Source organism: Micromonospora sp. CNZ309 (assembly GCF_002846525.1).
In genome coordinates this window covers 2,371,434-2,396,986 of sequence record NZ_PJNG01000001.1, presented here as the reverse complement: position 1 = coordinate 2,396,986, position 25,553 = coordinate 2,371,434, and the positions used below count along the sequence as shown (strand labels likewise).

The 25,553-nt window shown below is 74.3% G+C and carries 17 protein-coding genes (1 of these 17 only partly in view); 5 read left to right on the top strand and 12 right to left on the bottom strand.

The features are described 5' to 3' along the window. Window positions 1–66: 66 nt before the first annotated feature. From CLT72_RS09520 to CLT72_RS09510, 3 genes are all read left to right on the top strand, one after another. The gene (locus CLT72_RS09520) at window positions 67–690 is read left to right on the top strand and encodes a TetR/AcrR family transcriptional regulator (protein WP_101410926.1); all 624 of its coding nucleotides are present in this window, start codon (window positions 67–69) and stop codon (window positions 688–690) included. Between the two features lie 66 nt (window positions 691–756). Beyond that, window positions 757–1,473 carry a carbon-nitrogen hydrolase family protein gene (locus tag CLT72_RS09515; protein WP_101415058.1) on the top strand — a complete coding sequence of 239 codons (717 nt, stop codon included), beginning with the start codon at window positions 757–759 and terminating at the stop codon, window positions 1,471–1,473. 200 nt (window positions 1,474–1,673) lie between these two features. Continuing rightward, complete coding sequence (locus CLT72_RS09510; protein ID WP_199184527.1) at window positions 1,674–3,803, top strand: cellulase family glycosylhydrolase; 2,130 nt, start codon at window positions 1,674–1,676, stop codon at window positions 3,801–3,803. Window positions 3,804–3,880: 77 nt separating this feature from the next. On the opposite strand, the gene CLT72_RS09505 is transcribed toward CLT72_RS09510, so the two are convergent. After that, window positions 3,881–5,152 (bottom strand): MFS transporter, encoded by a 1,272-nt coding sequence (locus tag CLT72_RS09505; RefSeq protein WP_101410922.1) that lies wholly within the window; start codon window positions 5,150–5,152, stop codon window positions 3,881–3,883. 37 nt (window positions 5,153–5,189) lie between these two features. After that, window positions 5,190–6,341 (bottom strand): SagB/ThcOx family dehydrogenase, encoded by a 1,152-nt coding sequence (locus CLT72_RS09500; RefSeq protein WP_101410920.1) that lies wholly within the window; start codon window positions 6,339–6,341, stop codon window positions 5,190–5,192. A 609-nt stretch (window positions 6,342–6,950) separates the two neighbouring features. On the opposite strand from CLT72_RS09500, the gene CLT72_RS31515 reads away from it, so the two are divergent. Then, window positions 6,951–7,136, top strand: a complete 186-nt coding sequence (locus CLT72_RS31515; protein WP_144082224.1) for a hypothetical protein — start codon at window positions 6,951–6,953, stop codon at window positions 7,134–7,136. A gap of 62 nt (window positions 7,137–7,198) precedes the next feature. Here the strand turns inward: CLT72_RS31515 and CLT72_RS09495 are convergent, their stop codons facing one another. The 6 genes from CLT72_RS09495 to CLT72_RS09470 are packed head-to-tail and all read right to left on the bottom strand — an operon-like array spanning window position 7,199 to window position 12,277. Beyond that, window positions 7,199–8,497: an SDR family oxidoreductase gene (locus CLT72_RS09495; RefSeq protein WP_158241999.1), complete on the bottom strand. Its 1,299-nt coding sequence runs from the start codon at window positions 8,495–8,497 to the stop codon at window positions 7,199–7,201. A 58-nt stretch (window positions 8,498–8,555) separates the two neighbouring features. Then, complete coding sequence (locus CLT72_RS09490; RefSeq protein ID WP_101410916.1) at window positions 8,556–10,109, bottom strand: long-chain-fatty-acid--CoA ligase; 1,554 nt, start codon at window positions 10,107–10,109, stop codon at window positions 8,556–8,558. Beyond that, a complete protein-coding gene (locus CLT72_RS09485; RefSeq protein WP_101410914.1) occupies window positions 10,106–10,357 on the bottom strand; it encodes an acyl carrier protein in 252 nt (83 codons plus the stop codon). The genes CLT72_RS09490 and CLT72_RS09485 overlap by 4 nt, the downstream gene beginning before the upstream one ends. A gap of 2 nt (window positions 10,358–10,359) precedes the next feature. After that, window positions 10,360–10,632, bottom strand: a complete 273-nt coding sequence (locus tag CLT72_RS09480) for an acyl carrier protein (RefSeq protein WP_101410912.1) — start codon at window positions 10,630–10,632, stop codon at window positions 10,360–10,362. Next, window positions 10,629–11,639 (bottom strand): hypothetical protein, encoded by a 1,011-nt coding sequence (locus CLT72_RS09475; protein ID WP_144082223.1) that lies wholly within the window; start codon window positions 11,637–11,639, stop codon window positions 10,629–10,631. The genes CLT72_RS09480 and CLT72_RS09475 overlap by 4 nt, the downstream gene beginning before the upstream one ends. After that, window positions 11,636–12,277, bottom strand: a complete 642-nt coding sequence (locus tag CLT72_RS09470; protein ID WP_101410908.1) for a hypothetical protein — start codon at window positions 12,275–12,277, stop codon at window positions 11,636–11,638. The genes CLT72_RS09475 and CLT72_RS09470 overlap by 4 nt, the downstream gene beginning before the upstream one ends. Before the next feature lie 275 nt (window positions 12,278–12,552). On the opposite strand from CLT72_RS09470, the gene CLT72_RS09465 reads away from it, so the two are divergent. Next, complete coding sequence (locus CLT72_RS09465) at window positions 12,553–13,608, top strand: FAD-dependent oxidoreductase (protein ID WP_101410906.1); 1,056 nt, start codon at window positions 12,553–12,555, stop codon at window positions 13,606–13,608. Window positions 13,609–13,689: 81 nt separating this feature from the next. Here the strand turns inward: CLT72_RS09465 and CLT72_RS09460 are convergent, their stop codons facing one another. The 4 genes in view from CLT72_RS09460 to CLT72_RS09445 are tightly spaced (at most 22 nt apart) and all read right to left on the bottom strand, a layout consistent with a single transcriptional unit that may run on beyond the window. Then, complete coding sequence (locus tag CLT72_RS09460) at window positions 13,690–14,565, bottom strand: TauD/TfdA family dioxygenase (RefSeq protein WP_101410904.1); 876 nt, start codon at window positions 14,563–14,565, stop codon at window positions 13,690–13,692. A gap of 22 nt (window positions 14,566–14,587) precedes the next feature. After that, a complete protein-coding gene (locus tag CLT72_RS09455) occupies window positions 14,588–15,283 on the bottom strand; it encodes a hypothetical protein (protein WP_199184526.1) in 696 nt (231 codons plus the stop codon). Continuing rightward, on the bottom strand, window positions 15,246–16,301 hold the full coding sequence (locus tag CLT72_RS09450; protein ID WP_101410902.1) for a GSCFA domain-containing protein: 1,056 nt from the start codon (window positions 16,299–16,301) through the stop codon (window positions 15,246–15,248). Before CLT72_RS09450 ends, CLT72_RS09455 begins: the two co-directional genes overlap by 38 nt. Beyond that, on the bottom strand, window positions 16,298–25,553 hold the 3' portion of the coding sequence (locus CLT72_RS09445; protein WP_101410900.1) for a non-ribosomal peptide synthetase. The gene runs 170 nt beyond the window's last position; only the last 9,256 of its 9,426 coding nucleotides appear in the window; its start codon lies off the right edge, out of view; it ends in the stop codon at window positions 16,298–16,300. The genes CLT72_RS09450 and CLT72_RS09445 overlap by 4 nt, the downstream gene beginning before the upstream one ends.

The window sequence follows — 25,553 nt, the reverse complement described above, 5'->3', positions numbered from 1 at the left end:
CTTCCTTGTCCTCGACATCGGGTGTCCGCCGAAACATAGCACAGCTATGTTATGTATCGTCATGGCATGGCGAGGACGAAGGATCCGGCGGTACGCACCCTGCTCATCGAGCGCGCCGCCCACATGCTCCGCACCCGCGAGCCCGTCACCCTCCGCTCGCTGGTCGCCGGCACGTGCGTGTCGACGATGGCCGTCTACACCCACTTCGGCGGGATGGAGGGCATGTGGAAGGCCGTACGGCAGGAGGGCTTCACCCGCCTCGGAGCCCAGCTCGCCACGGTGCCGACGTCCCAGGACCCGGTCCGGGACCTGACCGCCCTGGTCGCCGCCTACGTCCACAACGCGTTGGAGCACCCCGACCTGTACCGGGTCATGTTCGACGCCGACTTCGACCTCGAGAACGCCCAGGCGGCGGACGACACGCTGGAGTACCTGGTCCGGGCCGCCGCCCGGGGCGGGGCGGCCGGTCGGTTCCGCGCCGACGTCGAGCCGCTGGAGTTGGCCACCCAGAGCTGGGTCGTCGGTCACGGACTGGTCTCCCTGGTCGCCACCGGCCCGCTGCCGCGACAGACCCTCGACCACGGCACCAACCTGCTGGCCGCCCTGTTCGTCAGCTCGGGGGACCGGCCCGACGCCTGTCGCCGGTCCGTCGAGGACGGCTGGCGGCAGGCGCGCCCCGCCCGCGGCTGACCCGGCCGTCCGACCAGGCGCCGACGACGGTCGGCACGCAGGATCTCGTCCAGCTCAGGAGTGCTCATGCCCCGTCAGCCGCTCGTCGTCGCCGTCGCCCAGCCGCACGTCAGGGCGTACGACGTGATCGCGAACGCGGTCGAGCACGCCGCCGTGGTCCGGGCCGCGCACGCGCGGGTGGTGGTCTTCCCCGAGCTCTCGCTGACCGGGTACGAGCTGGACGCGCCCGCGATCACCGCCGAGGACCCCGGCCTCGCGCCGATCGTCGGGGCGTGTGCCGAGGCGGGTTCCCTCGCGTTGGTGGGCGCCCCCGTTCGCGGCGAGGGGGGCCGCGAGCATATCGCGATGCTGGCCGTCGACGGGGCCGGCGCGCGCGTGGCGTACCGCAAGGTGCACGTGCACCGGTCCGAGGAGCGGTTCAGCCCTGGCGGGGGACCCGCGGTGCTCGACGTGGACGGCTGGCGGCTGGGCCTCGCGATCTGCCGCGACACCCGCTTCGCCGGGCACGACGCCGCCACGGCGGCGCTCGGCATGGACGTCTACGTCGCCGCCGTCCTCGAGCACGCCCGCGACGCCCAGGTGCCCGCCGAGCGGGCCCGGCGCGTCGTCGCCGACCGTCGGGTGTGGGTCGCCGCGGCGAGCTTCGCCGGGTCCACCGGCGGGGGCTTCGACCGGGCGGCGGGCGGCTCGGCGGTGTGGGCACCCGACGGCGAACTGCTCGCGCAGGCGGGACCCGACGCGGGGCGGTACGTCTCGGCCACGCTTCGCGACCCGGGCCACTGACCCGTCCGGCGCGGGGGAGGTGCCCGCGCCGGCTCGGGGGACGGGGCGGGTCGGCGGGGCGGGAGCGCATCCGGATAGAGGTACGCCGATTGACAAAGTTTGGAATCCAAACTTAATCTGCGATTCGCGATCGGGTGCCGGCCGCGTTCGGGCGGCACCGCCCGCCGTCCCGTCCCAGCGGTACCCACGCGAGGAGCGTCATGGTCGATAAACGAGGCACGACGAGTGCAACCCGATGGCGCCTGAGCCTGGTCACCGGCGTCCTCACGATGCTGGTGGTGAGCCTCGGCCTGACGTTCGCGGCGAGCGCGCACGCGGCGGCCGGCTGCCGGGTGGCGTACTCGGCCAACCAGTGGCCCGGTGGCTTCACCGCGAACGTGGCCGTGACCAACCTCGGTGACCCGATCGACGGCTGGCGCCTGACCTGGACTTTTCCGGCCGGGCAGCAGGTGACCTCGGCCTGGAACGCCACCGTGAGCGCCGTCGGCGCCGACGTCACCGCGGTCAACCTCGGCTACAACGCCGCCGTCGGCACCAACGCCACGGTGTCGTTCGGCTTCAACGGCACGTGGTCCGGCGCCAACACCGCCCCCACGACGTTCGCCCTCAACGGCGTCACCTGCACCGGCGGCGTGGGCCCCACCACGACCCCGCCGACGACGGCCCCGCCCACCACCGCGCCACCGACCACGCCGCCACCGACCACCCCGCCGCCGACGGGCGACCCGCTGGCCTACGTGGCCGCGATGCAACCGGGCTGGAACCTCGGCAACACCTTCGACGCGGTCGGCAGCGACGAGACCGCCTGGGGCAACCCGCGCGTCACCCAGGCGCAGCTGGACGCCGTACGGGCGCAGGGCTTCAACAGCATCCGGATCCCGGTCACCTGGAGCAACCACCACGGCCCCGCGCCGGCGTACACCATCGACGCGGCGTGGCTGAACCGGATCAAGGAGGTCGTCGGCTGGGCCCTGGACGACGGCTTCTACGTGATGATCAACATCCACCACGACTCGTGGCAGTGGATCAACGCGATGCCGACCGACCGGACCACCGTCCTCAACCGCTACAACGCGCTGTGGACCCAGATCGCCGCCGCGTTCCGGGACGCCTCGCCGAAGCTGCACTTCGAGAGCGTCAACGAGCCGCAGTTCGCCAACAGCTCCGGCGACGCCCAGAACGCGCAGCTGCTGCACGAGCTGAACGCGTCCTTCCACCGGATCGTGCGGGCCTCCGGCGGCAACAACGCCACCCGCATGCTCGTCCTACCGACCCTGCACACCTCGGCGGACCAGGCCCGCATCGACGAGCTGACCAGCACCTTCACCCAGCTGGGCGACCGCAACCTCATCGCCACCGTGCACTTCTACGGCTACTGGCCGTTCAGCGTGAACGTCGCCGGGGGCACCCGGTTCGACGCCACCGCCCAGAAGGACCTGACCGACGCGTTCGACCGGGTGCACGACGCCTTCGTCGCCAGGGGCATCCCGGTGGTGATCGGCGAGTACGGCCTGCTCGGCTTCGACCGGCACACCGGCACCATCCAGCAGGGCGAGAAGCTCAAGTTCTTCGAGTTCCTCGGCTGGTACGCCAGGACGAAGAAGATCACCACGCAGCTCTGGGACAACGGGCAGCACTTCGACCGCACCGCCCTGCGGTGGAAGGACCCCGAGCTGTTCGCCCAGATCAGGTCGAGCTGGACCACCCGCTCCGGGACGGCCTCGTCCGACCAGGTGTACGTGCCGCGTACCGGCTCCGTCGCCGCCCGGTCGCTGACGCTGAACCCGAACGGCACCACCTTCCAGGGGCTGTACCAGGGCGGCACCGCCCTCGTGCGGGGCAGCGACTACACCGTGTCGGGCAACCAGCTCACGCTGACCGCCAGCGCGCTGACCCGGCTGGTCGGCAACCGGGCGTACGGGGTGAACGCCACCCTCCAGGCACGGTTCTCCGCCGGGGTGCCGTGGCGGATCGACGTCGTCACGTACGATCCTCCGGCGCTGTCGAACGCGACGGGGAACACGACCTCGTTCGCCGTCCCGACCCAGTTCCGGGGTGACCAGCTCGCCACCATGGAGGCGAGGTACGCCGACGGCCGCAACGCCGGCCCGCACGACTGGACGCCGTTCAAGGAGTTCGACGTCGCCTTCGCCCCCGACTACCCGGGCAACCGCATCACCCTGACCGAGGCGTTCTTCGCGGCGGTCGACGACGGTGCCCGGGTGACGCTCACCTTCCACTTCTGGAGCGGCACGACCGTCACCTACCACGTCACCAGATCGGGCGGGAGCGTCACCGGCGTCACCGCCGCCGCCGTCCGGGCGGGCTGACCCGGCACGGATGTCTCCCCGTCGGAACGGGCCGTGGCCGCGAGCCGGTCACGGCCCGTCTCCGCGTACCCGACGGATCATCCGCCGTGGTCGTTGCCACCCGGCGCTTCGCCGCGGCGCGCGCGGGCGGGGTCGCTGAAGGTGCTGACGCCGGGGACCAGCAGCGTGACGGCGCTGGCCACGGCGGTCAGGACGGCCGCCGCGACGAGCGTGGGCCGGATCCCGAACGCCGCGACGGCGGGCCCGGTGAGGGCGTACCCGACCGGCAGCAGGGCGAAGGCGCTGAGCTGATCCAGGGCGAGGGTCTTGCCGAGCACCTCGGCGGGGATCTCGCGTTGCAGGGCGGAGAGCCAGTAGATGAAGTAGATCTCCACGACGAATCCGCCGACGGCGAAGCAGACGGCGGTGACCGGCAGCGGCAGGGCGAAGGCGAGGCTGCCGGGCAGGGCGGCGTACGTGGTGAGGGCGAGCATGCTGACCGTGCCGGGCCGGCGGGGCCGCCACCGGCCGGCCAGGGCGATGGCGGGCAGCGCACCGGCGGCGGCAGCGGCGAGGACGAACCCGTAGGCGAGTTCGCCGCCGAGGCGGTCCGCCGCGATCAGCGGGAGCAGCGTCAGGCTCGGCGCGGTGCCGGCGAAGAGCTGGACCGCCACGGCGGCCATGACGGCGGCGACCCAGGGGCGGCGCCGGACGGTGGCGATGCCGGCCCGGGCGTCGGTCAGGACGCTGCTGCCCGGCCGGTTGCCGGCGGCGACGTCGCGTACGCCCAGCACCGCGAGGGCGCCGGTCGCGAAGAGGAGGGCGGCCAGGCCCAGCGCGGCGTGGATGCCGATGGCGGTGACGATGGCGGCGCCGGCGAGCGCCCCGAGCAGGGTCGCGGAGCGCTGTACGGCGGAGACCAGGGCGTTGCCGCGTTCCAGCAGGGCGGCGGGGAGCAGCGCCGGGATCAGCGAGCGCATCGCCGGCCGGGACAGCGACTCGGCCACGCCGGACAGCGCGGTGACGATGCCGAGCGCCGCCAGGGGCAGATCGTCGAGGGCGAAGAGCGTGCCGAGGACGATGGCGGTGCGCAGCGCGTCGGCGGTGAACAGGATCCGGGGCCGCGAGACGCGGTCGGCGAGGATGCCGCCGGCGAGCAGGCAGACCACCAGGGCGATCGCCCGGCCCGCGAGGATGACGGCGATGGTGCCGGCGCCGGCCCCGAGCTGCACGGCGTGCAGCGCGAACGCCACCGGCAGGATCTGGTCGGCGACCGCTCCGGCGGACTGGCTGGCCCACACCCGCAGGAACCGCGGATGCTGGCTCAGCTTCTCCGCCGGCACGGTGGCCGGGCTGGTGGCGGTGCTCATGGCGTACGGCGGGGGACGCCGGTGCGGTCGGCCGCGCTCATCCGAGCTGGTCCGGGTCGGCTGCCAGGTCGGCGGGTGAGGTGTGCGTGCTGGCGGCGAGGCGGGCCGGTGGCGGGTACTCCGGCCCCACGGGGCGGGTGCCGTCGCCGGGAGCGGGATTGCCGGCGGAGAGCAGGTAGGTGGCGAACTCGTGGTCGCCGTCCACCCCGAGCATCGCCTCGACGCCGCTGTCGTGGAACGCCACCGTCTGGAACGGCGCCAGGCCCAGTGCGGTGCAGGTCAGCGCGAAGGTCTGACCGTAGTGGCCGGCGTCGAACATCCACAGCCGGTAGGCCCGCGGGTGCCGGTACTTCCAGGACAGGCGGGCGGCGACGGTGGTGGTGAGGCAGGTGAAGGCCCCCTGGTAGGAGGGCTCCTGCCCGTAGGCCAGGGCGGCGATGCGCTGCCGGTCGACGCTGGCGTCGAGGAGTTCGAGGCGGTGCACCTCGGGAGCGTAGTGGTAGAGGCCGGGCGGCACGCCGGTGACGTCGTAGACGGCCACGTAGCACTCGACCTCGTGCCGGCCGCCGGCTGAGGCGCTGATGCGTCCCTGCTGCGGGCCGAAGGCGCCGCCGTCGAGGAAGCGCTGGGGCGCGAAGGTACAGGCCAGCACGGTGGCGAGCGCGTCGATCCCGACCGGGGTCCCGGCGAACGCGCGGTGGGTGCGCCGGGCGGCGAACACCTCCTCGACGGGCGTACGCAGCGGCAGGGCGCGCCGGGGGAGGTGCACGGCCGGGGCGTGCGGGTATCGCTTGAACGGTGCCGGGGGCTCGCCGTCGGCGGCGATCTGCGCGGCGGTGGCGTCGCGGCGCGGCGAATCCACGAGGTAGTTGGCGTCGCGGGCCTCGGTGTGCATGCGCGACGCGACCGGACCCCAGTGCTGCCAGACGGGCGGGGTGGCGTCGTCGTCGGTGTCGGCCACGAGGATGCCGGCGTCGCGGAGCTGGTGGAGCGCCCGGGTGGCGCCCTCGGCGGCCTCGTCTCCGAAGTGGGCGGTGACCTCGTCGACGTCGGTGTAGTCGTCCAGGCGCTGCAACAGGGCGAACAGGTCGGGGGTGACGCGCAACCATCGGCGCTGGCCGGGCAGGGCGACCATCAGCGCATCGCTGTCCCAGCGGCAGATGAGCTGGTCGCGGCGGCGTACACGCATTCCGATGCCTTTCCCACGCACGATGAACGGAGATGGTGCCGGACCCGCGTGCGGGTCCGGCACCGGGCTCGTCAGGCGGCCCCGTGGTTCAGGACTTCCTCGTTCGTCTCGACGATCACGATGTCGAAGGCCATGGCTCGTACCTCCTCTCCGGCGCGGTGGGCTCGTGCCCCCCTGGACGGGACCGTCTCCGCCGGCTTTCGAGACGGGCGTACGGGGGAACCTCAGTGCCGCGGAAACGCGTTCGGGATGGCAGCCGGTCGGCTGGCGCCTGCGGCAGGGGAGTCGTCTCCGGCGGCTTTCGCAGAGCCCGTCGAGAATGCGGAACAGGTCTGCGGTCGGCGCACCGTCATGACAACTCCTCTCATCCGTTCTCGCTCGCGACATAAAGAAGGTAGCGAATGCGTTGACCCCTTGCCAAGGGATCGACCGCCGCTCATTCGCCGACATGCAGCGGAAGTCGATGAGAATGCAAGGCGCCCGTGAGGAATCCTCCAGACAATGGCATGGCGTGGGCGCAAGGGCGGCAGGAAAGCGCCTCCGGCCAGGCGATTCCCGGCCGGTGGGCGAGGAGTGGGCCATTCATGGGCGCAACGCTATATGGCGAGGGTGGACGCCGCGACGATTCCATTTCGTGAAGCCCCGCCGCCATTCGGGCCCGCGCTGCGCATCGACGCGTTCGGCTCGAATTCGGCCGCTCGACGCGATGCCGGCCGCGTCGACCTGACGACGCTTCCCAGGGCCGGCGACCGGGTCGGCGGCGCGGGAGGCCAGCCGGTCGCTCCCGCACAGTGAAAGGCAGCCGGCCGCTGCCCACCCGGAGGGGGAAGCGGCCGGCTGCCGGGAGAGGTGGGGCGTCAGAGGGCCCCGACGGCCACCGGCTCGGGGGCGGGAACCGGAGCGGGGACGCCCGCGCCGACGGCGACGGGAGCCGGCGTGTTCTCGGGCAGGTACCTGCCGAGCTTGCGGATCCGCCTGGCGTTGTTCTCCATGACGTCGATCGACGGCAGGTCGGCGTCGATCCGCACCGTCGTCGGGTTCGACGCGGCGGTGTGGATGTTGTTCAGCAGGGTGTGGAACGACCGCGGGAACAGGGAGCTGACGAACTTCGACTGCTGCCGGCCGCGCCGGATGCTGGCCACCGGCTTCGACCAGTCGATCTGGCCGGGCCGGAAACGGTGCTGGCGGACCAGCTCGCGGCGGAACGTCGCCCACGGCACCAGCTTCAGCTTGAACCGCTCGGCGATCTCCTCGGTCGTCACGGGGGTCACCGGGTAGCTGATCACCCTCGGCGCGCTCGACAGGGCGTTGGCCACCACGGACCGGGCCAGCACGTCGCCCGCCACGACCGGGCTGGTGACCTCCGAGTCCCAGACCATGCCGAGCTGGAGGATGTGGGAGATCATGTTCCAGAACGAGTACTCCATCCCGGGGTCCTTGAACCCGGTGCCCGGGCCGCCCAACGCGAACGGCGCCTGGTAGATGTGGATCGGCACGCCGTCGCGGTTGGCCCGCAGGCTGATGTGCTTGACGACCCACTTCATCCGGCTGTAGCCGGTGTAGAAGAAGCTGTTGCGGTAGAAGTCGCGCCACTGCTGGTAGACCTCGCTGCCGACCGAGCCGATGACGTGCAGCGTCTTGAACCGCTTCTGCAGGCAGAACTCCGCGAGCCGCAGCGTCGGCAGGACCTTCTCCTCGCGGTACCGGGAGTAGGGGTAGTCGTGGGTCGTCGCCCCCGCGGCGTCGATGACCACGTCGACCTCGGTGAGCAGTTCGTCGTACGCGGCGGGGTCGAGGCCCATCGCCGGGTCCAGGTAGCTGCCCTCCAGGACGGACAGCTTCCCGGTGTCGGGCAGCTCCAGCTTGTACTTGCGCAGCTGCCGGGCGATGCGGTCCTCGCCGGACTTGTCGCCCTTGCGGCGTACCAGGGCGTAGACCGTCGCGACGCGGGCGTCGCCGAGGAGTTCGCGCAGCATGTGCATGCCGACGAAGCCGTTCGCACCCAGCAGGAGCACGTTCTTCGGCTCGTCGTCGCCGCGACGTGGAAGTCTCTTCGCGACCGCCCGCGGGTCCTCCGAGTAGCCGAGCGAGATCCGGTTGGGGTTGCCCATCGAGAGCGCGATGCGGTCGCTGTTGTGTCGCAGGAAGATGTGCATGGGTCCGCCTTTGCATGAAGGGTGAGGGTCGTGGAGCCAGAACGGGAGCGGCGGGCCGTCAGGCCACGCGCCGCTCCAGGTGCTGCCAGAACCTTTCACGCAGCTCCCGGCGGAGGAGCTTGCCGCTGGGGTTGCGGGGCAGCTGGTCGACGAACTCATAGCTCGCCGGGATCTTGAAGTCGGCGATGCGCCCCCGCAGGAACGGGGTGAGGTCGCGTGCGGTCACGGGTTGGTCGGGGTGGGTCACCACGAAGCAGTGCACGACCTCGCCCCAGTGCTCGTGGGGCACGGCGACGGCGGCGGCCTCGACCACGCCCGGGTACGCGCTGACCGCGTTCTCGATCTCCGCCGGATAGACGTTCTCGCCGGCCACGATGATCGTGTCCTTGATCCGGTCGCGGACGAACAGGAAGCCCTCGTCGTCCAGGTAGCCGGCGTCGCCGGTGTGCAGCCAGCCGTTGACCAGGGTCGCGGCGGTGGCCTCGGGCAGGCCCCGGTACTCGATCATCCGCGCCGGGGTGGACAGGCAGATCTCGCCGACCTCGTACGGCGGCAGGACCCGGCCCGTACCGTCGATGATCTTCACGCCGAAGCCCGGGTACGGCAGACCGGCCGCCTGCATGCGCGGCCCGCCGACGACGTGCGCCGACGGCGGCAGGCAGACCGCGGTGTTGCCGCTCTCCGACAGGCCGTAGATCTGCGCGAAGTCGCAGTCGAACATCTCGATGCTGCGGGCGAGCAGCGCCTCGGAGATCGGCGACCCGCCGTAGACGATCTTGCGCAGCGAGACGAAGTCCTCCCGCTTGGGCCGGGGCGGCGCGAGCATCATCTGCAACTGCGCCGGTACGACGCACGCCGTGGTGACGCCGTGCCGGCGGATGAGGCGGACCGCCTCGTGCCCGGCGAACACCCGGACCGACACGTTGGTGATGCCGGCGCTGAAGCCCTGGATCGACCACCAGAGCCCACCGATGTGGAAGCCGGGGATGCCGATCAGGCTCACGTCGTCGGGGCGCCAGTCGATCCAGTCCAGGCCCTCGGAGGCGAGCGCGTCACGCACCGCGAAGAAGCTGCGGTGGGCCAGCACGACGCCCTTGGGATTGCCCGTCGTGCCGCTGGTGTAGACCTGCGCCAGCGGCTGTTCCTCGGTCCAGGACGGCCCCAGGTCGCCGTCCTCGTCGCCCTGCCAGCCGGTGAAGTCGGCCAGCGACACCACCTCGCGCAGTTCGGGCAGATCCGGCCGCAGCGCCTCGGCGGTGTCCAGCAGGTCCTCGTCGCAGAAGAGGACCGTGCTGCCGGAGTCGCGCATGATGTGGCGGATCTCGCCGGCGCGCAGCCGCCAGTTGATGGGCACCAGCACGGTGCCGGTCTTGGCGCAGGCGAACAGGACGTCGTAGTAGTGCTCGGACTCCTTGCCCAGGTAGGCGACGCGGTTCCCGGCCGTCGCCCCCGCGCGCCGCAGGGCGTGCGCCGTCCGGTTGCTCGACCGGTGCAGCTCGGCGTAGCTGACCGTACGGTCCTCGCAGTGCACCGCCGGGTGCTCCGGCCGCTGCGCGGCGTGGAAGGCGACGACGTCGTACACCGTGCGCAACTGCGGGTGGTACGCCCTCATCGACTCGTCCCGCCCGGGACCGCCAGCGTCTCCTCGAGGTACCGCACGATCGCCGGACCCGACGCCAGGGCCGGCAGCAGGTTCGGGTCGATCTCGATGCCGAACGCCTTCTCCAGCGCCATCATGAGCTGGATCTGACGCAGCGAGGTCCAGCCCGGCACGGTGTCCGGGTCCAGCCGCTCGGGCAACTCGCCCGGCGCGACACCGAACACCGAGGCCACCACCTCGCGGACACGGGTCTCCAACATTGCTACTCCTTGGGTGTCGCGCCGGGGCCCTGCCCCGGGGTGAAGAAACGTCGCGTGATCCGCGAGATCGTGCGGAAGTCGTCCGTGCTCACCTCGTCGAGGGAGATCTCCGTGCCCAGCTCCGCCTCGATCAGGTAGAGCAGCTCGACGAAGTGCATCGAGTTCAGGACGCCGGTGTCCACCAGGTCCTCGTCGACCCCGACCGAGTCGATGTCGGGACACCTGGCGCGCAGGAACGCGGTGAGGAACTCGGGAACCGTCTCGGTCGTACTCATGACCCCTCCTGGGGGCGCGTCGGTGCGGGGAGGATCTTCGTGGTGACCCGGGCCGCCGTCGGTCCGCCGGCGCACCGGTGCGCGGCGACGGTCCCTCCGGTGGACAGGCCGGTCGGGATGAGGCGGTTGGTGCGCAGCGCGACGGCCGGGTCGCGCAGCAGCGGATTGGCGTCGCGCACGGTGGCGGAGAACAGCGCGAAGACCGGGTCGATGACCTTGGTCGCCCCGTCGTCGTCCTCGACCTCCACCCACGCGTGGACCAGGTCGAGCATGCCGACCACCCAGCCGATGCGGGTGACCGCCGCGAAGCCGGCCCGCTCGCAGAGCCCGGCCAGGTACCGGCTCGCCGAGTCGCAGCTCGCCACGCCGCGCGTGGTCACCAGGTCGACGTCGTCGCTCAGGGCCTCGGGCAGCTTGACCCAACGCAGGTCCATGGCGGCGAACTCGGCGGCGATCGCGCGCAGCTCCGGCGAGCGCAGCTCGGCCCGCTCGCCGCGGGTGTGGACGGTGGCGGTGACGGCGAGCCGCGACGCCGTACGGGTGACGGTGTCGTCGCCCGGCCCGACCGTGCCGCCGGCGGGCTCGACCGTCAGGTCGTGCACCGCGCCGCCGCAGCGCTCGGGGCGCGGCAGGGCGAGCACGCTGGTCGGCTGCGGGCCGCACGCGTCGGCGGCGCACGCGACGCTCAGCGCGAACCGGGAGGCGCGGGGCGCGAGCAGCTCCTCGGTCGACGCGCGCATCCACCGCAGCGAGTAGGCGAAGGCCTGCTCCGGCACCGTCGAGCCGGTACCCGAGTACAGCGCCAGGTTGAACAGGTCGCGCGAGTCGAAGCGTTCCTCGCCCGCGTCGCCGCTGGCCGGGAGGCCACGGTCCAGCAACTCGGACAGCGTGTGGTCGTCGCAGCCGAGCACCTGCCGGGCCGTGACGCGGTCGACGTCGTCGAGCCGGTGCTCAGGTGGGACCGCGAAGAGCGTGTCGAGCCCGCGACACAACCCGGCCGCGGTCACGACGGGGCCGTCCTGTCGCGCCACATCGTCTTGATGACGCTCCCGGTGCTCAGCACGTACTCGTCGACCGAGGTCCAGCCGAGCATCTCGTTGATCTGCACCTGCTCCGGGCCGGCCGAGGTCTCCAGGTAGCCGGGCAGGCCGAGGGCGTCCGCCCGCGCCTGGCCGGCGCGGATGAGGACGTAGCCGACGCCGACCGAGTCGACCCGCCGGCCGAGCACCGCGAACCACACGTGCGGGCGGCTGGGGCGCATCCGGTCCAGCGCGTTGGAGATCCGCACCGCGTGCACCACGGCCCGCGGCCCGGCAAGCAGGCACGCCACCGAGCGCAGCGCCCAACCCCACCACGGCGTGGTGCGCTCGTCGCCGTAGAGGACGAGGATCCCGTCGAGCCGGTCGGCACGGTACGCGGCGAGGGTGATGCCCGAGCTCATCAGCTGGGCGATCACCAGTTCCGCCAGGTAGAGGGCGGTCAGCGCCGACCGGCGCTGCCACCGGGGGAGCGAGCCGGCGGCGGCCCAGATGGCGCCGTCCTCGTACGCCTGGGCGAGCAGCCGCGCGCCCGCCCACAGCTGTCGCCACCGGAGATCCCGGACCTCGAGCCGGGGCTCCGGCCGGGCGATCGTCTGACTGTTCACATTGCACCCCACGTCCCGCACGCGAGCCCGCTGACCTGGGTGAATTTAATGGTCTTGGGTAATCCGCCAGTAACAAACGAGGTCTCTGCGACGGGTCGCGCGCACCCGGCCGCTCGCCCGCGCGGGGCGCAGGCCAGCCGTCCCGGCACCCGCCGCGCGGGGCTGCCCGCCGGGCCGCCGCCTTCCCCCGGCCGGGTCCGGATGGGACACTGAGCCGTGTCGCGTGACGACGTCGGGAGCCCGCCCGAGCACCACCGCGTCGAGCCGGTGCCGGCGTGATCGCCGGTCACTGGGAGGTCGTCGTGGTCGGCGGCCGGATCGCCGGCGCATGCACCGCCTGGGCCCTCGCGCCGTACGCCGAGCGCGTCCTCGTCGTCGACGCCTCGCGGCCCACCGCGTTCTGGCCGCAGCAGTCCACCTGGGACCGCTCCGGCAACCTCGCGTGGGCCGAGCTGGGCCTGCTGGAGACGGTCCTGGCCTGCGGGGCCCCGCCCACCTACGGCGACACCCAGCGCATCGGCGAGGACGTCATCGAGCGGGTCTACCCGCGCGAGGACGCCCACTCGTTCCGGATGAGCGTGCCCCGCGAGGTGCTGGACCCGGCGCTGCTGGCCGCGGCGCAGAGTCGGGGCAACGTCACCGTGCTGCGCCCGGCCCGGGTGCGGGACCTCACGATCGACGCGGGTCGGGTACGCGGGGCGACCGTGCGGCACGGTGCCGTCGACAGCGAGGTCACCTGCGACCTGCTGGTGCTGGCCGACGGGCGGCTGTCGCGCAACGCCGAGCGCGTGGGGGCGGGCGCCTACCGGGTCGTCGAGTCACCGTGGTTCGCGCTGCTGGCCTACTACGAGAACCTGCCGCTGCCCACCGACCGCTCGTACTTCTCGTTGCAGGACCGCAGCGTCATGATCTCGACGCCCTGCGGCGACAAGCAGTGGTGCGTCGCGGTGGACCTGCACCAGAGCCTGATCGACGAGACCGGCCGGCACCCGGCCCACTCGTACGAGCGGATGGTGCGCGACGACCCGTACCTCGGCCCGGCCGTCGCCGCCGGGCGCCGCACCACCTCGATCGGCGGCGCCGGGCGGATGCGCATGCTGCGGCGGCCGATGAGCGGCCCGGGCTGGTGCCTGGTCGGCGACGCCGGCTACCACCTGGACCCGGTCACGGCCCAGGGCACCCGGGCCGCCGTGGTCACCGCCCGGATCCTGCGGGACCGGATCGCGGGCGCCGGCCGCGTCGCGGGCGCGGCCCTGACGGGCCTGACCGACGAGCGCGACGCCGCGTTGGACGCCGACTGGGCCTACACGGAGCAGATCGTGCGCGGCTGACCGACACCCCCACCGGCCGACGCCCCCACCGACCGGCGAGCGGATCCGCCGCCGAGCCGGCGCGGGGGTCGGCCCGACCGGCTACGCCACCGGCCGGCTGCCGTTGATGGTCACCCGCTGGCCGTAGCGGGAGTGCGGGTAGTAGTCCCACACGGCGTGGTGCTGGGTGCAACGGTTGTCCCAGAACACCAGCGTGTTCGGCGTCCAGCGCACCCGGCAGCTCAGGATCGGCTGCTGGGCGACCCAGTCGAAGAGCATGTCCAGCAGCGCCCGGCTCTCCACCCGGGACAGCTGCACGATGTGCGAGGTGAAGCCGGCGTTGACGAAGAGCAGCCGGCGGCCGGTCTCCGGATGGCGTACGACGACCGGGTGCTCGCTCTTCGGCACCACGTACTCCGGCGGCGGGGTGTGACCCTGCCAGGGGATGAGGCCGTCGTGGACCGCGGTGAGGCCGTCGAGGAAGGCCCGCATCGGCGGGGAGAGCATCTCGTACGCCAGGTGCATGTTCGCCCAGAGGGTGTCGCCACCGACGCCGATCTCCGGCGTCCTGGTGACGTAGAGCATCGAGCCCAGCGACGGCTCGGCCTCGGCGGTGCCGTCGGTGTGCCAGTCCTCGCCGGCCACGAACCGCGAGTCCCGGCCGGCGCTGATCTCGAGGATGGCGGGGTCGCCGCCGTCGAGGTCGGCCAGCGGCTGGCGGCGCAGCTCGCCGAAGTGCCCGGCGAAGCGCTTGTGGTCCTCGGCGGAGAGCACCTGGTCGCGGAAGACCAGCACGTGGTGGGCGAGGAAGGCGCGCCGGACCTCGGCCAGTTGCGCGTCCGACAGTTCGGTGGCGAGGTCGAGGCCGGAGACCTCCGCGCCGATGACCGGCGAGATCGGCTGGACGGTGATGGTGTCGTAGCGCTCCGGCGGGCGGGTCGTCGCCCGCTCGACGGCGGCAAGGACGTGCTCTTCCACTCGTTCCCTCCTGGATCCTGTGTCACAGCCCCCGCGCCAGCAGGTCGGCCACGATCAGCCGGCCGAAGGCGAGGTTGCCGTGGATCGGGTCGTCCGGCTCGCAGAACGCGGCCCGCTGCCGGCCCGTGCCGTCGGTCACCCGGGCCCGCAGGTCCACGATCTCCACGCCGAGCGCGACGAGCGCGCGGCGGATCGTCTCCTGGGCCGCCATGAAGACCTGCGGGTCGGACATCCCCGGCACCCGCTGCGGCGGCAGCACCGCGAGCACGCGCAGCCCGAGGCCGAGGGCGTGCCGGTAGAAGGCCAGCGCGTCGCGGGCCATGGCCCGCACGATGCCGTCGAAGAGGCCCCCGGCGAGGAAACCCGCCGGGAAGGCGCCGTCGCCGGCCCGGTAGATGGCCCAGTTCTGCGTGGTGGCGAAGAAGTGGGCGCTGAGACCGAACGTCGAGACCAGCGGAACGGTGAGCTGGCCGAGGTCGGCCACGCCCAACTCGCCCAGGAAACCCCGGTGGTGTTCCTGCGCGGCGGCGTCGCGGAACACCAGGCCCTCGTCGCGTACGTCGAAGAAGCCGACGTTGAAGTCGCGCCCGGAGCCGATCGGCCCGCCGACGAAGGGCACCCCGGCGGCGGTCGCCGCGCGGGCGACGGGCCCGGCGTGCGAGTCGCCCAGCAGCAGGAATCTAGCCGGCGCGGTAGCGGTCGAGGACGGCGTCGTCACAGTAGAGGTCACCTCCGTCGGCGGCGTCGGCGCGCGCGTCGGACGCCGTGGCGGTCGGACCCGCCGACCGGTCGGGGTCGAGGGCGTCGAAGAAGTGGCGCATGACGAAGGCGACCCCGGCCGGCGTCACGTCGCGCAGGTTCGGCGCGAAGAAGGCCCCCCGGAACGGGAATCCGGTGATCAGCTCGTACGAGGGGAAGTAGTCGACGTGGCCGTGTTCCTGGGCGAGCTGGCCCGCCGCAGCGCGCAGCACGGACTTGGAGTAGGTCGTGGCGGTCAGCGCGTGCGCCCCGGTCGCCGTCGCGGTGAGCGGCACCGGCGACACCGTCAGCAGGACGTGCAGCCGGGGGTTGGCGGCGCGCAGCAGCGCGACGGCCGCGTCGAGGTCCCGGTGCACCTCGGCCACCGTGAAGTTGTGGAAGGCGTGCCGCCCGGCGTCGAAGGTGCCCCGCACGGTGCCCGGGCAGACCGGGTAGACGGTGCCGGTGACCGTGTCGCGCCAGGCCTCGGTCAGGCCGAGGGTGAAGATGAGACAGCCCGCCCCGGCGACCGCCCCGCGGATCGCGGCCAGGGTGGACCGGCGGGCGGCCAGGACCGCCTCCGCCGAGTCGTGGCCGTCGGGTTCGACCGACGGGCGGTACGGGTCGAAGAACCGCCCGCCGTCGCGCCACACCTCGTCGGGCCCGGTGTCGTCCGTCAGCGCCCAGCTCAGCCACTGCCGCAGCGTGGCGGCGGTGTAGATGGTGCCGGTACGGAAGGAGAAGGCGCCGTAGTGGCGGGCGCGGCGCTCCGCCTCGGTCAGCCCCGGCGGGGGCAGTTCGACCTCACGCCAGTTCATCCCCTCGTCGAGCAGCGCGGGCCCCAGGTGGCGGGCGAAGCAGGAACCGGCGGTGAGGATCGGCTCGTCGGGGCCGATGCCGAACTTCGGCGTCCACACCTGCCCGATGGCCAGCATCTCCGGCTCGGCGACCGCCGTGCGCCAGAACGACCGCGGCGGCAGCGACCGGTACGGGTTCATGGCGTCACCGTCCGGCCGGTGGTCGGCTCCGCCGCGTTGATCGCCCCGGCCACCGCTTGGACGTGCGGCACCCCGACGATGCCGTAGTGGGTGGTGTCCACCAGGTGCCAGGCGAGCCCGGCGAGGTGGGCCCGCCACTGTCGGGCCTGCTCCTGCGGGTCGGCGAGCGCCGGCAGGCCGGCCGTCGGGCGCCCGGCGAGCCAGAGCCGGCCGGGGGTCGCGGCCAGCCGGGGCAGGGTGTGCTGCGCCATGCTCGCCAGGTTGGCCCGGCAGCAGCGGGCCAACGCGTCCGCGTACGCCGTCGCCGGGGTCCGCGTGCCGGCGGCCGCCCCCAGCTCGTGGGCGAAGAGCGCCGCGAGCCGCTGCTCGTCGTACGCCCCGAAGGCCGGCGCGGCGTCCGGCGGCGGCGGGTCGAGCAGGTAGAGCGCCTCCGCGGGCTGGCCCGCGGCCTCGGCCTGCGCCGCCATCCCGAGCGCCACCCAGGCGCCGAACGACCACCCGCCGAGCCGCCAGCGCCACTCGTCGCGGGGGAAGCGTTCCCGCAGGGCGGCGTGGTAGCGCGCGGCCCGCTCCGCGACCGACCAGGCCGGCTCGCCGGGCCGGGCCAGCGCGGGGTCGGCGATGACGCAGACCGTCAGCTCCGGGTCGAGCGCCGACACCAGCGACCGGTACGCCTGCACGTCGCCGCCGACGGGATGGACCAGGCAGAGCACCGTACGCCCCCGGCCCGCCTGCCACACCTGCACCGCCACGGTGGGCCCGGCGGGGTGGGGCGTCTCGCCGAGGAGTCCCAGCACCTCGGTCAGGCTCACCCGGTGGCTGAGCTGGGACAGGCTGATGCCGACGCCGAAGTGCTCCTTGACGTGGTCGATCAGGTCCAGCAGCAGCAGCGAGTCGGCCCCCTGCTCGTAGAGGGAGGCGGCCGGGTCGAGCCGGTCGGTGCCCAACCAGTCGCGCAGCCATCCGCCGATCTCCTCGGCGGCCGAGCGGGGCGGCGCGGCGGGTGGCGAGGCCGGGCCGGCCGGGGGCGCGTAGAACTCCGGCGCCCGCTCGAGCGCGGTGGTGCAGACGAGCAGCTGCGGCAGTCGCAGCCGCAGGGCCTGCGCGAAGATCCGGCGTCCCTCGTCGACGGAGAGGCCGACCGCCAGGTGCGCGCGGTGCCGGGCGTCGGTGGGCAGGGCGTCGCGGGCCAGGCCCACCTCGCTCCAGACGTCCCAGTCGACACAGACGCGCAGCGTGGTGTCGGCGGCGTCCGCCCGGTGCCGGGCGAAGCCGTCCAGCATTCCGTTGGTGGCGGCGTAGTCGAGCTGGCCGACGCCGCCGAACTGCGCCGACATCGACGAGCAGTAGACGACGAACGCCGGCCGGTGGTGCGCCACCAGCCGCTCCACGAGCAGCGCCCCCTGGGCCCTGGCAGCCGTGGCGCGTCGCATCGCGGCCGCGTCCCGCCGGCCGATCAGCCCGCCGGCCGCGATGCCCGCCGCGTGGACCACCCCGTCGACCCGTCGGGCGCCGAGCCGCGCCACCAGCTCGTCGGGGTCGGTCTCGGCCAGGTCCACCTCGACGAGGTCGACGCGGTCGGCCCAGGGCGCCAGTTGGGCCGGCAACGGCCCGCGCCGCGCCAGCAGGACCACCCGGCAGTCGTCGTCCTGCTCCAGCAGCCAGCCGGCGATGCTCCGCCCGATGCCGCCGGTGCCGCCGAGGACCACGTACCGGGTCGGGCCGGACGGCAGCGGACGCGCTGCCGGCACGGCCGGTTGACGCACCGGCAGCAGCGCCTGCTCCCACCAGTAGCCCCCGCGCAGCGCCAGGCGCCGGGGTGGTGGCGTCCGCTCCGCCAGCAGCGCCGCGAGCGCCGGCGCCCAGTCGGCGGCGTCGGGGCCCGGCAGGTCCAGCCAGTGGCTGTCGACGTCGCCCTCCTGGGGAGCGACCTCGCACGCCCCGGCCAGCATGCCCAGCTCCGGCCGGCGGACGTCGCCGTCGACCGGTTGCGCCTGCTGCGACAGCCACCAGGCGCGCAGGCGGGGCCGGTGGGGCAGCCCGGCGACGGCCGCGAGCAGCGCCGCCGGGGCGTCGACGCAGGCCCGGTACGACTGGGCGAGCGTGTCCGCGTCGACCGCTCCGTCGACGGCCAGCGGCAGCGCGTGCAACCACTCGACGCCGCCCCGCGCGTGGTCGTCCTGCGCGTTGCCGTCCAGCCCGACGGCGTCCGGCGGTGTCCCGGCCGCCGCGTCGGTGCCGGTCAGCGCGGCGAGCAGGCGGCCCAGCGAGTCGGGGTCGGCCGGGTCCACGCGGTAGCTGTCGGGCCCGAGCCGGGCGAAGCCGTCGGCGGCGGTGGCGACCACCACCCGGGCGTGGGACGCCGCGAAGGCGCGCAGCACGCCCGGCGACGGTGGCTCCGCGGCCATGATCACGAGCGTCTCCGGCCGGCGGGCGGCGGGGTCGGCGCCCGCGTGCCGCCAGCGCACCCAGTGCGGCTGGTGCAACCACTCGGCCTCGGGCAGCCGCGCCGGCCACCCCTGGTCGACCGTCTCCGCCCCGTTCGGCAGTGGGGCCCCGGCCGGTGACGTCTCCTCGGCTGGCAGGGCCTCCCCGGCGGGCGATGTCGTCCCGGCCGGCGGGGCGGCGCGGGCGAACTCGTGGTCCTCGAGCGCGAACGCCGGCGGGGGGAAGTCCCAGGGCGGCTGCGCCGGCCCGGCCGGCCACCGGATCGGCCGGCCGGCCAGCCAGGCGGCGACGAGGTCGGCCGCCAATGGCGTACCGGCCGGGCCGGTGGCCTCGACGGGTGCCGCCTCGACGGGGGCGACCTCGACGGCGGTCGCGGTGCGCAGCCAGGCCACGGCGGCCGTCGCGTCGGCGCAGACGGCCGCCGCCCGCCAGCGGCCCGGCGTGCGGCCGGCCTGGAGGTGGCGCAGCACCCGGCCGTACGTCTCGGGCCGGGCCGTCAGGTAGTCGGCGACGCGGCCGGCGTCGGCGCGCAGGGCGGCGGCACTGCCGCTGGCGAGCACCACCACCGGTACGCCCGGGCCCGGCGGCGGGTCGGCGCCGGCCGGCCCGGCCGCCTCGCAGACCAGGTGGGCGTTGGTGCCGCCGATGCCGAAGCTGCTCACCGCCGCCACGCGTGGCCGGTCGACCGGCCAGGGTCCGGCCTTCGTGGGGATGTGGAACGGAGTCGGATCGGGGCCCAGCCGTGGGTTGAGGCGCCGGAAGTCGACGTTCGGCGGGATCCGCCCGTGGTGCACGGCCAGCACGGCGCGCACCAGGCCGACCACCCCCGCCGCCGCGCCGAGGTGACCGATCTGGCTCTTCACCGACGCCAGCGCGGTACGGCCGGACTCGGCCAGGTCGAACGCCTGGCGCAGCGCCGCCACCTCCACCGGATCGCCCAGCTCCGTGCCGGTGCCGTGCGCCTCCACGTAGCCCAGGTCGCCGCCGACGCGCCCGCTGCGGCGCAGCGCGGCCCGGATCACCTCGCGCTGACCGGCCACCGAGGGGGCGGCGAAGCCGAGCTTCTCCGCGCCGTCGTTGTTGACGGCCGACCCGGTGATCGTCGCGTAGACGGTGTCGCCGTCGCGCCGGGCCAGCCGCAGGGGCTTGAGCACCACGACGCCCACCCCGCTGGCGCCGACGGTGCCAGCGGCGTCGTCGCTGAACGGCCGGCAGTGCCCGTCGGGGGAGAAGATGTGCTGCGGCTGGTAGCGGTAGCCGGCGGTGAGCAGCGGGTCCACCAGCACGCCGCCGACCAGCATCACGTCGCTGTCGCCCTGACGCAGCAGCCCGGCCGCGACGTGGACCGCCACCAGCGAGCTGGCGCAGGCCGCCTGCACGGTGAACGCCGGCCCCGTCAGGCGCAGGTGGTAGGCGACCTTCGTGGCGAGGAAGTCCTTCTCGTGGTGCAGCGCCAGCTGGAAGGAGTCCGGCAGCCGCGCCGGGTCGGCCTCGCGCAGCAGCGCCTGGAAGTAGGTGTTCTCGCCGCAGCTGGCGAGCAGGCCGACGCGCCGTCCGGCGGGATCGGCGATGCCGGCGTGCGCCAGCGCCTGGACGCAGCTCATCAGCAGGTGCCGCTGCTGCGGATCCATCAACCGCGCCTCCTGCCGGCTGATGCCGAAGTGCCCGGGGTCGAAGCCGAGCGGCCCGGCGAGCTGGCTGCGGGCGCCGACCAGGCCGTCGGCGGCGGCGAAGTGCTCGATGCCCCGGTCGCCGGCCTCCACCATCGCCCAGAAGGCGGCCAGGTCGTCGGCGCCGGGCAGCCGGACGGCCATCCCCACCACGGCCACCGGCTCGTCCGCCGGGCCCGCGGCGGCCTCGTCCCGCCCGGTCGCCACCACGCCAGCCGTCTGGCGGGCCGGCTCGTCCGCCGCCGGGTGGCGCGACTCCGGCGCGCCGGGGACGGCCCGCTCGTCGCCGAGGAACCGGGCGAGGCGGCGGATGGTGACGTGCTCGAACAGGTCGGGAATGCCCAGCGGCAACCCCTCGGCGACGCAGCGCAGGTGGAAGCGCATCAGGTCGAGGCTGCCCGCGCCCTGGTCGAAGAAGCGCCGATCGGGATCGGCCGGCGCCCCGACGACCTCCGTGAAGAGCGCGGCCAGTCGCGCCTCCAGGGCCGACATCACCGGTGCGGGCGCCGCACCTCCCGGTTGCAGGTCCTCGCCCGGGGCGCGCGCCGCGCGGCGGCGGTCCAGCTTCCCGCTGGCCGTACGCGGCAGTTGCGCCAGCCGCCGGAACCGGTCCACCCGCACGTACGCGGGCAGGAGCCCCGCGAGGTGGGCGTGCAGCTCCTGCGGGGTCGGCGCCTCGGCCCGGAACTCCAGGCAGGCGACCAGGTGCGGGTCGTCACGGACCACCACGGCGTTGACGACCGCCGGGTGCGTCAGCAGCGCCGCCTCGACCTGCCCCAGCTCCAGCCGGTGCCCGCTCACCTTCACCTGCTGGTCGTCGCGGCCCAGGTAGTGCAGCAGACCGTCGCGGTCGAAGCGGGCCTGGTCGCCGCTGCGGAAGAACCAGCCGAGGCCGGGCACCTCGACGAAGCGAGCCCGGTCGAGCGCCGGATCGTCCAGGTAGCAGGGCGAGACCAGCTCCCCGCCGATCAGCAGCTGCCCGGGGCAGTCCGGCGGCACCACCTCGTCGGCCGAGTCGACCACCCGCAGCCAGGTGTTCGCCACGGGCCGGCCGATGGCGGGACGGGTCGGCCAGGTGGCCGGGTCGCCGTCGAGGCAGAGACTGCTGACCACGTGGGTCTCGGTCGGGCCGTAGTGGTTGAACAGGCGCGCGCCGGGCAGCCCGGCGAACCAGCGGCGGATGCTGTCGGTGCAGATGAGCTGCTCGCCGGCGGTGACGACCTCCCGCAGCCGCGACGGGTACCGGCCGAGGCGTACCCCGTGCTCGGCCAGCAGTTGCAGGGCGACGTACGGCAGGAAGATCCGTTCGACGCCGGCGGCGTCGAGGTGCTCCAGCAGGGCCGGCATGTCCCGCCTGAGCCCGGGGCGGGGAAGGTGCAGGGTGCCGCCGCCGCAGAGCGTGCCGAAGATCTCCTGGAAGGAGACGTCGAAGGAGAGCATGGAGAACTGCAGGGTCGCCGCCCCGCCCGCCAGACCGCCGGCCTCGCCCTGCCAGCGCAGGAGGTTGACCAGCAGGGCGTCGCCGACCTGGACCCCCTTGGGCGTGCCGGTCGAGCCCGAGGTGAACAGCGTGTAGAGCGGACGGCCGGCGTACGTCCGCGCGACGGGCGCGGCCGAGCGGGACAGGACCACCGGCAGGCGGGGGTGGCCGCCCTCGTCGATGGCGTCGAGGGCGGGCCCGTCGCCGGGCGCCAGCAGCACGCAGAGCGGATCGACCTGGCCCAGGACCTGGCGCAGCAGCGCCGGCGGGTAGGCCCGGTCGAGCGGCACGACGGTGAGGTTGAGCCGGGCCGCCGCCAGCAGCGCCACCACGTGCTCCACCGACGGCTCGAAGAACAGGGCGACGCGGTGCGGGCCGTCGGGCGACACCGGCTGGTGCCGCACCAGCTCGGCGGCGAGCCCCGAGGCGTACGCGTCGAGGTCGGCGTAGCTGAGGCGAACCTCGCCGGCGACCAGCGCCGTCGCGGTCGGCTGGGCCCGCACCCGCCGCGCGAAGTCCTCGGCCACGGTGGGGCGGGCCAGGGGCGTACGCGGGCCCCGGCCGGGCTCGGGCAGGCCGCGGCGGTACGGCCGCACCAGCTCGGCCAGCGTGCGTGTGCCGGTGCCGGTCAGGGCGTCCAGGCCGCGCCGGAACAACTCGGCCGCCGCGGCCACGTCGGCGTCGTCGAAGTGCTCGTCGGCGTACTCCCAGAGGCAGTCGAGACCGGACCCGTGCGCGACGACCGAGAGGGTGAGCGGGCACTTGGCGTCGGTCGGCGCCAGCCAGACCGGGCGGGACGCGCAGCCGGGCAGCGCCAGCGTGGAGAAGTCGGTGTTGTCGAGAACGAAGAGGAAGTCGAACAGCGGCGCGTCGGCGCCGAAGTCGTGGTCGGCGACGGCGTGCGCGAGCGCCACGTCCTGGGCGTCGAGCACCGCACGTACGGCGTCGGCCTGCCGCCGCAGCTGCGCGCGCAACTCCTCGGCGGGCGCCAGCGTCAGGGGCAGCAGCACCGTGTTGGCGAACATCCCGACGCTGGCCTCGAAGGCGCGTACGGGTCGGTTCGCCACCGGGCTGGCGACGCGCGGACGGGTGCGGCCGGTCACCCCGTGCACGGCCCAGCCGAAGAGCGTCAGCAGCAGCGGGAAGCGGGTCAGTCCCAGCTCGGCGCCGAGCCGGTCGAGCGCGTCCCGGCGCGCCGGGTCGATCGTGGTCCGGATTAGGTGGTCCCCGCCGTCGCCGCGTCGTCGGATCGGCCGCAGCGGAGCGGCTGTCTCGTCCACGGCGGCGTAGTGGCCGCGCAGGGCCTCGCGCTGCGCCCGGTAGGCCGGGTGGGCGAACCAGTCGGCCTGCCACCGGGCGTAGTCCAGTGGGGTCGCGGCGGGCTCGTCCTCGTTGGCGTCCGTCCCGTGCAGCGCGGCCGCGTACCCGGCCGACAGGTCGCGGAACAGCACGTCGAGCGACCAGCCGTCGACCGCGACGTGGTGCAGGTGCAGCAGCAGCACCCCGCCGCCGGCGCGGGGCAGCCAGTACGCCCGCAGCATGCGCGGCTGCCCGAGGTCGAAGGGTGCGGCGAAGAGGGCGCGGGCGCGCTCGCGCCACCCGGCCGCGTCGCCGTCGTCGCCCGGCTCGCGCCACCCGGCCGCGTCGTCGTGCGCGGTGGGCTCGTGCCACGGGTCGTAGGGCCCGCCCACCTCCTGGCGCAGCCCCTCGGCAGTGGCCCGGAAGGCGGTCCGCAGCGCCGCGTGCCGCGCCACCACCCGGCGCAGCGCCTGCCGCAGCGCGGGCACGTCGACCTGCCCGCGCAGCTCGAAGGCGAGCCCGACGTGGTAGGCGGTGGACGCCGGTGAGCGTTGCTGCAACAGCCAGAGCCGCTGCTGCTCGGAGGTGGCCGGGGCGGAGCGGGCACCGGCCGGGGCCGCCGGCACCGGGTACGGCGAGCCGGTCGTGGCGCGGGCCTCCTCGATCGCCGTGGCCAGCGCGGCGAGGTCGCCGCCGAGCACCACCGCCTGCGGCACCTCGACGCCCCAGCGCCGCTGGATCGCGAAGCGCAGCCGCAGCGCCTTGAGCGAGTCCCCGCCGCTGGCGATCCACCCGTCCTCCGGGCGCAGGTCGGGCGTGCCCAGCACCTCGCCGGCCAGCCCCAGCACCGTGCGCTGCCACTCCGCGCCGCCCGCGTCGGCGCGGTCGCCGTCGCGCCCGTCGCGGGTGCCGTGTGGGCGCGGGTCGTCGCGTCTGTCGCGTCCGTCGCGTGGGTGCGGGTCGTCGCGTCCGTCGCGGGTGTCGTGTGGGTGCGGGTCGTCGCGCCCGTCGCGCCAGGGCGGGTCGTCGCGGCGCAGCAGCGCGTCGGCGTCCACCTTGCCGTTCGCGGTCAGGGGCAGCGCCGCGACGCGGTGGACCCGGTGCGGGCGCAGGTACGGCGGGAGGGTCTCGCCCAGGTGCCGGTCGAACTCCGCGTACGACAGGCCGGCGGCCGTCACCACGTACGCCAGCAGCTCGTTCGTCCCGTGCGCCGGGTCCCGCCGGGTGCACACGTACGCCTGCCGGACCCCCGGGTGGGCGAGGAGTTGCCGCTCCACCTCGCCGGGCTCGACCCGGAAGCCCCGGACCTTGACCTGCCGGTCGACCCGACCGACGTACTCGACGCGGCCGGCGGCGTCGGCGCGCACGAGGTCGCCGGTGCGGTAGTGGCGCCCGGCGGTGTCGTCCAGCCACGGCAGCCGGACGAAGCGGGCGGCGGTCTCCCCGGGCAGGTTGCGGTAGCCGGCCGCCAGCGCCGCGCCGCCGAGGTACAGCTCGGCGACCTCGCCCGGCGCGGCGAGGCGCTCGCCGTCGACCACCAGGTGCGCGTCGGTGCCCGGCAGCACCCGGCCGATCGGCACCACGTCCGCGTCGAAGTCGCGGGGGATCGGGTGGCACAGGGCGAACGTGGTCGCCTCGGTGGGCCCGTAGACGTTGTGCAGCCGGGTGCGGCTGGCGGGGTTGTCGCGGTACCAGCGGCGGATCAGCCGGGCGTTGAGCTGCTCGCCGCCGATGAGCACCTGCCCGACGTCGGCGAAGCAGTGCGGCAGCTCGTCGACGACCGCGTTGAACAGCGCCACCGTGATGAAGAGCGTGTCGATCCGTTCCCGGCGCAGCGCGGCGTCGAGCAGGTGCGGCGTCGCCACCGTCTCGTCGTCGAGCACGACGCAGCAGCCGCCGGTCAGCAGCGGCACCCACACCTCGAAGCTGATCGCGTCGAACGCCGGGTTGGCGAGGCTCGCGTAGCGGGCCGCCGGAGCCAGCGCGAGGTAGCCGGGCCGGGCCAGCCGCAGGACGCCCGCGTCGCGTACCTCCACGCCCTTGGGCCGGCCCGTGGTGCCGGAGGTGTAGAAGACGAACGCGACCGGCGCGGGCGGTGGATCCGGCTGCCCGTCCGTCCCGGTCGGTCCGTCGGCCGCCAGCAGCGCCGCCGCCGGCAGCGGCCGGATCCCGTCGGGCAGGTCGCCGGGCGCGTCCGGGCCGTGGACCACCGCCACGGCGGCCGAGTCGCGCAGCATGTGGTCCCGGCGACCGGGCGGGCTCTGCCGGTCCAGCGGCACCACGGTCGCGCCGAGCCGCAGGACGCCGAGCATGACGCAGATCAGCCGCCAGCCGCGCGGCAGCCGCACCGCGACC

Excerpts from the sequence above, each read along its gene's own strand:
- CLT72_RS09520 (WP_101410926.1), top strand. The coding sequence starts at position 67 with ATGGCGAGGACGAAGGATCCGGCGGTACGCACCCTGCTCATCGAGCGC.
- CLT72_RS09515 (WP_101415058.1), top strand. The coding sequence starts at position 757 with ATGCCCCGTCAGCCGCTCGTCGTCGCCGTCGCCCAGCCGCACGTCAGG.
- CLT72_RS09510 (WP_199184527.1), top strand. The coding sequence starts at position 1,674 with ATGGTCGATAAACGAGGCACGACGAGTGCAACCCGATGGCGCCTGAGC.
- CLT72_RS09505 (WP_101410922.1), bottom strand. The coding sequence starts at position 5,152 with ATGAGCACCGCCACCAGCCCGGCCACCGTGCCGGCGGAGAAGCTGAGC.
- CLT72_RS09500 (WP_101410920.1), bottom strand. The coding sequence starts at position 6,341 with ATGCGTGTACGCCGCCGCGACCAGCTCATCTGCCGCTGGGACAGCGAT.
- CLT72_RS09495 (WP_158241999.1), bottom strand. The coding sequence starts at position 8,497 with ATGCACATCTTCCTGCGACACAACAGCGACCGCATCGCGCTCTCGATG.
- CLT72_RS09490 (WP_101410916.1), bottom strand. The coding sequence starts at position 10,109 with ATGAGGGCGTACCACCCGCAGTTGCGCACGGTGTACGACGTCGTCGCC.
- CLT72_RS09485 (WP_101410914.1), bottom strand. The coding sequence starts at position 10,357 with ATGTTGGAGACCCGTGTCCGCGAGGTGGTGGCCTCGGTGTTCGGTGTC.
- CLT72_RS09480 (WP_101410912.1), bottom strand. The coding sequence starts at position 10,632 with ATGAGTACGACCGAGACGGTTCCCGAGTTCCTCACCGCGTTCCTGCGC.
- CLT72_RS09450 (WP_101410902.1), bottom strand. The coding sequence starts at position 16,301 with ATGAACCCGTACCGGTCGCTGCCGCCGCGGTCGTTCTGGCGCACGGCG.